Origin of the sequence: Pseudomonas sp. dw_612, from assembly GCF_018449725.1 — a bacterium.
Lineage (GTDB): Bacteria > Pseudomonadota > Gammaproteobacteria > Pseudomonadales > Pseudomonadaceae > Aquipseudomonas.
On record NZ_JAAVVC010000020.1, the window covers coordinates 136,465 to 143,178 of the forward strand.

The 6,714-nt window shown below is 59.4% G+C and carries 6 protein-coding genes; 5 read left to right on the plus strand and 1 reads right to left on the minus strand.

Features of this window, described 5'->3' with window-relative positions; genetic code table 11:
* Positions 1–96 precede the first annotated feature (96 nt).
* Positions 97–960 carry an AlkA N-terminal domain-containing protein gene (locus HB680_RS25310; protein WP_213941142.1) on the minus strand — a complete coding sequence of 288 codons (864 nt, stop codon included), beginning with the start codon at positions 958–960 and terminating at the stop codon, positions 97–99.
* A gap of 409 nt (positions 961–1,369) precedes the next feature.
* Here HB680_RS25310 and arcD point away from each other — a divergent pair, with 409 nt between their 5' ends.
* The 5 genes from arcD to HB680_RS25335 all read left to right on the plus strand — a co-directional run bounded on the left by arcD (position 1,370) and on the right by HB680_RS25335 (position 6,628).
* Positions 1,370–2,797 (plus strand): arginine-ornithine antiporter, encoded by a 1,428-nt coding sequence (gene arcD / locus HB680_RS25315; RefSeq protein WP_213941143.1) that lies wholly within the window; start codon positions 1,370–1,372, stop codon positions 2,795–2,797.
* A 26-nt stretch (positions 2,798–2,823) separates the two neighbouring features.
* Entirely contained in the window at positions 2,824–4,080 is a 1,257-nt protein-coding gene (gene arcA / locus HB680_RS25320; protein WP_213941144.1) for an arginine deiminase, read from the plus strand.
* A 71-nt stretch (positions 4,081–4,151) separates the two neighbouring features.
* Positions 4,152–5,162, plus strand: a complete 1,011-nt coding sequence (locus HB680_RS25325; RefSeq protein WP_213941145.1) for an ornithine carbamoyltransferase — start codon at positions 4,152–4,154, stop codon at positions 5,160–5,162.
* Positions 5,163–5,323: 161 nt separating this feature from the next.
* Positions 5,324–6,253, plus strand: coding sequence for a carbamate kinase (arcC, locus tag HB680_RS25330; RefSeq protein WP_213941146.1), 930 nt, complete (start codon positions 5,324–5,326; stop codon positions 6,251–6,253).
* Positions 6,254–6,265: 12 nt separating this feature from the next.
* The gene (locus HB680_RS25335) at positions 6,266–6,628 is read left to right on the plus strand and encodes a DUF5064 family protein (protein ID WP_213941147.1); all 363 of its coding nucleotides are present in this window, start codon (positions 6,266–6,268) and stop codon (positions 6,626–6,628) included.
* Positions 6,629–6,714 lie beyond the last annotated feature (86 nt).

Below are 6,714 nucleotides of genomic sequence, written 5' to 3' on the forward strand. Positions count from 1 at the left end.
TCGCTCCCACAGGGAACCGCATTCCTTCATGGAAACTCGGTCAACTGTGGGAGCGAGCTTGCTCGCGATGAGGCCCGCCCAGTCACCACAAAACCTTCAATCAACCCGACTCAACGAAGCCCACAAAAGCTGCGCCGCATATCCTCGAAAGGGCCGCCAAGCCTCGGCCCGCAACAACAACTCCCGCGCAGTCACCGGCCCGCCCTCAAGCGCCGCCAACGCATTGATCAACCCCACATCCCCGTTCGGAAACCCATCCAACTCACGCAACTGCCGCAACGCAATGTACTGCGCCGTCCAGTCGCCAATCCCGTGCAACGCCAACAACCGCGCCACGCAGCCCTCGCGTCCCGGTTCAAACAACAACGGATCATCGAGCAACGCCTGCGCCACACCCGACAGCGTCCGCCCACGACTTTTCGGCATGCCCAATGCCGCCAGGTCCGCGGCCGCCAACACCCCGGCCTGAGGAAACACATGGGTCAGCCCCGGCAGCGGTGAACGCAATGGCTCGCCATACTGCGCCACCAGTTTCCCCGCCAGTTTGATCGCCGCGCCCACGGTAATCTGCTGCCCCAACACCGCGCGAATCGCCAGCTCCAAACCCTCCCACGTCCCCGGCACGCGCAAGCCGGGACGTTCGGCAATCAAGCGCGCCATCAGCGGATCTATCGCCAAATGTCGATGGATCGAGGGCAAGTCGGCATCCAGATCAAACATCCGCCGCAACCGCGCCTCGATCTCGGGCATGGCGCCCGGGTCGGGAAAATCCAGAGTTACCTCCAGCGCATCGGCACCGGCGGGCTTGATCGAAAACGTACCATGCACACCCTGCAAACCGATGCTGCGCGAATACACGCCATCGACCACCGTCTCCATCCCGGCAATCGCCCGCGCCGACAAAAATCCCAGCATCGCGGCCCAGTCATAAGGTGGTCGATACGCCAGCCATAATTTCAAAACCACAGCCCCCCTCTGACACTTAACTAAATAGATAAAGCGCAATAACGTCTAATAACTAACAGCTGGTAACGTCTTTTATTTATAGCCGATCAATCTATGGCAATCAGCGCATAGCAGTTTTGTGTGTCAATCCGAATAAATCAATGCTGCACTGCCAACAGAAGGCAACATTTGCGAAAACACAAAAACGGACTAGTTTAAAAAGCTCTACGCGATAAGCGTTATTTCCCATCAACCCCGCCAAAGCCTCTGGAATGGGATTTTCCAGCAATACAGCTATGCGCGCTAATAGTTCATAAGTCTTTCATTAACAATGGAATGTGCCCATGCACTGATCTATGTCAGCTGATTGAACAGTTAACAGATTTAATCTGTTGCCTCTCTTCTCCTGCACTGGAGTCATGCAATGTCTGAATCCCCCGGAAAACTGAAACTCGGTGCGCTCGTTGCATTGGTCGTTGGCTCAATGATTGGTGGCGGGATCTTCTCCTTGCCGCAAAACATGGCCGCCAGTGCGGACGTCGGTGCCGTGTTGATCGGTTGGGCCATTACCGCAGTCGGCATGTTGACCCTCGCGTTCGTCTTTCAAACCCTGGCCAACCGCAAACCTGACCTGGACGGCGGTGTCTACGCCTACGCCAAGGCCGGTTTCGGCGACTACATGGGTTTCTCGTCGGCCTGGGGTTACTGGATCAGTGCCTGGCTGGGCAACGTCGGCTACTTCGTGTTGCTGTTCAGCACATTGGGTTATTTCTTTCCGATCTTCGGCGAAGGAAACACTGTCGCGGCGGTGATCGGCGCATCGGTGCTGCTCTGGGCCGTGCATTTCCTGGTGCTACGCGGGATCAAGGAAGCGGCGTTCATCAACCTCGTGACCACCGTCGCCAAGGTCGTGCCGCTGTTGCTGTTTGTATTGATCGCCGTGTTCGCCTTCAAACTGGACATCTTCACCGCTGACATCTGGGGCAAAAACAACACCACCCTGGGCAGTGTGATGAGCCAGGTGCGCAACATGATGCTGGTCACCGTCTGGGTGTTCATCGGCATCGAAGGCGCGAGCATCTTCTCGGCCCGCGCGGAAAAACGCAGCGACGTCGGTAAAGCCACGGTGATCGGTTTCATCACCGTGCTGTTGTTCCTGGTGCTGGTGAACGTGTTGTCCCTGGGCATCATGACCCAACCGGAACTGGCCAAGTTGCAGAACCCGTCGATGGCGGCGGTGCTGGAACATGTGGTCGGTCACTGGGGCGCGGTGCTGATCAGTGTTGGTCTGATTATCTCGCTGCTCGGCGCTTTGCTGTCCTGGGTGCTGCTGTGTGCGGAGATCATGTTCGCCGCCGCCAAGGACCACACCATGCCGGCGTTCCTGCGCAAGGAAAACGCCAACCATGTGCCGGTCAACGCTTTGTGGCTGACCAACGCGATGGTGCAGGTGTTCCTGATCATCACGCTGTTTTCCGCCAGCACTTACCTGTCGCTGATCTACCTCGCCACCTCGATGATTCTGGTGCCATACCTGTGGTCGGCGGCCTACGCGTTGCTGTTGGCGGTGCGCGGCGAGAGTTATGAAAACGCCCTGGCCGAACGCAAGAAAGACCTGATCATCGGCGGCATCGCCGTGATCTACGCGGTCTGGCTGCTGTATGCCGGCGGCATCAAATACCTGCTGCTTTCCGCCCTGCTCTACGCCCCCGGCGCGATCCTGTTCGCCAAGGCCAAGATCGAAGTGGGCAAACAGGTTTTCACCAATGTCGAGAAGCTGATTTTCGCCGCCGTCGTTGTCGGCGCCCTGATCGCGGCTTACGGGCTGTATGCCGGCTTCCTGACTCTGTAACCGTTTCAATCTGGAGGATCACTGTAATGACCACGGAAAAAGTGAAGTACGGCGTCCATTCCGAAGCCGGCAAACTGCGCAAAGTCTTGGTTTGCTCCCCCGGCCTGGCCCACCAGCGGCTGACCCCGAACAACTGCGACGAACTGCTGTTCGACGATGTGCTGTGGGTCGCCCAGGCCAAGCGTGACCATTTCGATTTCGTCACCAAGATGCGCGAACGCAACGTCGACGTGCTGGAAATGCACAACCTGCTGACCGACATCGTCGCGATTCCCGAAGCGCTGGACTGGATTCTCGAACGCAAGATCACCGCCAATTCGGTGGGCCTGGGCCTGGTCAATGAAGTCGGTTCGTGGCTGCGCAGCCTGGAGCCGCGCAAGATCGCCGAGTACCTGATTGGCGGCGTGTCGGCCGATGACCTGCCGAACAGCTTCGGCGGCAAGACCATCGAGATGTTCCGCGACTTCCTCGGCCACTCCAGCTTCATTCTGCCGCCGCTGCCCAACACCCAGTTCACCCGCGACACCACCTGCTGGATCTTCGGTGGCGTGACCCTGAACCCGATGTACTGGCCGGCGCGCCGTCAGGAAACGTTGCTGGCCAGCGCCATCTACAAGTTCCACCCGGAGTTTACCAACGCCGACTTCCAGGTCTGGTACGGCGACCCGGATCAGGAACACGGCAACGCCACGCTCGAAGGCGGCGACGTGATGCCGCTGGGCAACGGCGTGGTCTTGATTGGCATGGGCGAGCGTTCGTCGCGCCAGGCCATCGGCCAACTGGCGCTGAACCTGTTCAAGCACAACGCCGTGGAGCGGGTGATCGTCGCCGGCCTGCCGAAGTCCCGCGCGGCGATGCACCTGGACACTGTGTTCAGCTTCTGCGACCGCGACCTGGTGACGATTTTCCCGGAAGTGGTGAACCAGATCGTCGCCTTTACTCTGCGTCCTGACGACAGCAAACCGGGTGGCATCGACATCCGCCGCGAAGAAACCAATTTCCTCGACACCGTGGCCGCCGCACTCAATCTCAAAACCCTGCGCGTGGTGGAAACCGGCGGCAACAGCTTCGCCGCCGAGCGCGAGCAGTGGGATGACGGCAACAACGTGGTGGCCCTGGAACCGGGCGTGGTGATCGGCTACGACCGCAATACCTACACCAACACCTTGCTGCGCAAGGCCGGCGTGGAAGTGATCACCATCAGTGCCGGCGAACTCGGTCGCGGCCGTGGCGGCGGCCACTGCATGACCTGCCCGATCATTCGCGACCCTATCGACTATTAATTTTTGCGCCCGGCCTCGCCCTTATAAAGTGTGAGGCCGGGGGATAACCGAAACCCAAGGAGATCCAAATCATGGCTTTTAACATGCGCAACCGCAGCCTGCTGAGCTTGATGCACCACACCACTCGCGAGCTCAACTACCTGATCGACCTGTCCCGGGACCTCAAGCGCGCCAAGTACACCGGCACCGAGCGTGCGCACCTGAAAGGCAAGAACATCGCGCTGATTTTCGAAAAGACCTCGACCCGCACCCGTTGCGCCTTCGAAGTCGCGGCCCATGATCAGGGCGCCCACGTCACCTACATCGACCCGGTGTCGTCGCAAATCGGCCACAAAGAAAGCATGAAAGACACCGCCCGCGTCTTGGGCCGGATGTTCGACGCCATCGAATACCGTGGCTTCGAACAGGAAATCGTCGAAGAGCTGGCCAAGTTTGCCGGCGTGCCGGTGTTCAACGGCCTGACGGCTGAATTCCACCCGACGCAAATGATCGCCGACGTGCTGACCATGCGTGAGCACAGCGACAAACCGATGCACGAAATCAGCTACGCCTACCTCGGCGATGCGCGCTACAACATGGGCAACTCGCTGCTGATGATCGGCGCCAAACTGGGCATGGACGTGCGCATCGGCGCGCCGAAAGCGCTGTGGCCGCATCAGGATTTTATCGACCAGTGCAAAGCGTTCGCCGAGGAAAGCGGCGCGCGCATCACCATCACCGAAGACCCGAAAGAGGCGGTCAAGGGCGTGGACTTCATCCACACCGACATCTGGGTGTCGATGGGTGAGCCGGTGGAAGCGTGGGACGAGCGCATCGAGCAACTGCTGCCGTACCAGGTCAACACCGCAATGATGAAAGCCTCGGGCAACCCGCGCGTGAAGTTCATGCACTGCCTGCCGGCGTTCCACAACAGCGAAACCAAGGTCGGCAAAGACATCGCCGCGCGTTATCCGCACCTGGCCAATGGCGTCGAAGTGACCGAAGAAGTCTTCGAATCCCCGGCCAACATCGCCTTCGAACAAGCGGAAAACCGCATGCACACGATCAAGGCGATATTGGTGTCGGCGTTGGCGGATATCTAAAAGACTCCCACTGACGAAACACAGTCAATGTGGGAGCGGGCTTGCTCGCGAATGCAGTGTGTCAGGCAACATTGATGGCGACTGATACACCGCATTCGCGAGCACGCCCGCTCCCACAGTAGGCCAAGTCGTTTGCCAGCTCTCTGTAGAAGGACTGCACTATGCGTATCGTCGTCGCCCTGGGCGGTAACGCCCTGCTCCGCCGTGGTGAACCCATGACCGCGGACAATCAACGCGCCAACATCCGCGTCGCCACCGAACAGATCGCCAAGGTCTACCCCGGTAACCAATTGGTCATCGCCCACGGCAATGGCCCGCAAGTCGGCCTGCTGTCGCTGCAAGCGGCGGCCTACACCTCGGTTTCGCCTTACCCGCTGGACGTGCTCGGCGCCGAAACCGAAGGCATGATCGGCTACATCATCGAACAGGAACTGGGCAATCTGCTGGACTTCGAAGTCCCGTTCGCGACCCTGCTGACGCAAGTTGAAGTCGATGCCAACGACCCCGCGTTCCAGAACCCGAGCAAACCCATCGGCCCGGTGTACTCGAAAGCGGAAGCCGAAAAACTCGCCGCCGAAAAAGGCTGGGCGATTGCCCCGGACGGCGACAAATACCGCCGCGTGGTCGCCAGCCCACGGCCCAAACGCATCTTCGAAATCCGCCCGATCAAGTGGCTGCTGGACAAGGGCAGCATCGTGATTTGTGCGGGCGGTGGTGGCATCCCGACGATGTACGGCGCCAGCGGCAAACTCGAAGGCGTGGAAGCGGTGATCGACAAGGACCTGTGCTCGGCGTTGCTGGCCGAACAGCTGGAAAGCGATCTGCTGGTGATCGCCACCGACGTCAGCGCCGCGTTTATCGACTTCGGCAAACCCACGCAAAAAGCCATCGCCCAGGCCCACCCGGACGATATGGAAAAACTCGGCTTCGCCGCCGGCTCAATGGGACCGAAGGTCCAGGCTGCCTGCGAATTCGCCCGCCAGACTGGCAAAGTCGCGGTCATCGGTTCACTCTCGGACATCGAAGCCATCGTCCAGGGCAAGGCCGGCACGCGCATCAGCACGGCGACACCTGGCATTACTTATTTATAAGGAGAGACGCCAATGGCCACGTTTGAACCGGGTCACTTGCACTTCGAGCGCCACGCGCTGAATGACGATGATGTCAGCTACAACCTGTGCCTGGACTATGAAGTCGCCCAGGATCCCGAAGGAGGCCAAGGCATGCAGTTCACTTTGCATGGCAGCATCCAGGGCAAGGACATGGAAGAGCAGTTCTTCCTGCCCAAGGACCAGGCCTACAACTTCGCCAGCAACGTGACGCACATTGCCGAGAAGTACGGAATCCCCAAGACCCATAGCAGCATTGGCTCGGTGCACAAGCATTACGACGCGATGTTTGAAGATGTGCGGGTGCAGCTGGATATGAAATCGGGTGATCCGGTGAAGCCTGAACATTTGGAGTGAATCCTGAGGCCACCCCTCACCCTAACCCTCTCCCCAGAGGGGAGAAGGAACCGACCGAGTTGCATGTTCGAGCTACATCGACCTGA